Genomic DNA, 565 nt, shown 5'->3' on the forward strand with positions numbered 1-565 from the left:
GCCCGGCACGGTTTCACAGGGGATGTTGCGGGCGCCGCGCACGTTAAACGGCGAATCCTGGGGCACCCGGCAGTACAGATCACCGGCCGGGCGATCCGGGTAGTCCTCGAACGTGGGAATGCGCCGCTGCTGGGCCGGCAGAAAGCCGGTGGTGCACGGCGGCGGCAGGTTCAGGTTGAGGTTGAAGCTCAGCTACTGGCCCCGGTAGGCCTGCTTGGTGTTGAGGTTGGCCAGGATGCCGGCCTGTTCGGCGGCGATGGCCATGGGGAACACCACCAGCAGCTGTTCGATGTCGTTGTGATAGGTGAGTGCGACCTGGCCGACGCTGACCAGGTTGGCCAGCAGGATGGGCACGGTGGGTTGTAGCCGCTCGAGCAGTTGGCGCGTCTCCCCCAACGCCGGACCGCCCCGGTCGATGAGATCGCCGACCGCCGAGTCGTGTGTCTGCAATTGGCCGGTGACTGCGGCCAGCTGTGCCGCCCAGGCCGCGATCGCATCCGAGGTGTGGGTCTGCGAATCCAGCACCGGTCCTGCCCGGTCGATCAGCGCCACCAGCGGATCGAGA

At 67.3% G+C, this 565-nt stretch carries 1 protein-coding gene; it reads right to left on the reverse strand.

Annotated features, from left to right (window positions below):
* Positions 1-192: 192 nt before the first annotated feature.
* On the reverse strand, positions 193-565 hold a 373-nt coding region (locus FJR74_RS08515), incomplete at its 5' end, for an MlaD family protein (RefSeq protein WP_211333947.1).

Source organism: Metamycoplasma neophronis, assembly GCF_006491995.1.
Classification (GTDB): Bacteria; Bacillota_I; Bacilli_A; order Mycoplasmatales; family Metamycoplasmataceae; genus Metamycoplasma; species Metamycoplasma neophronis.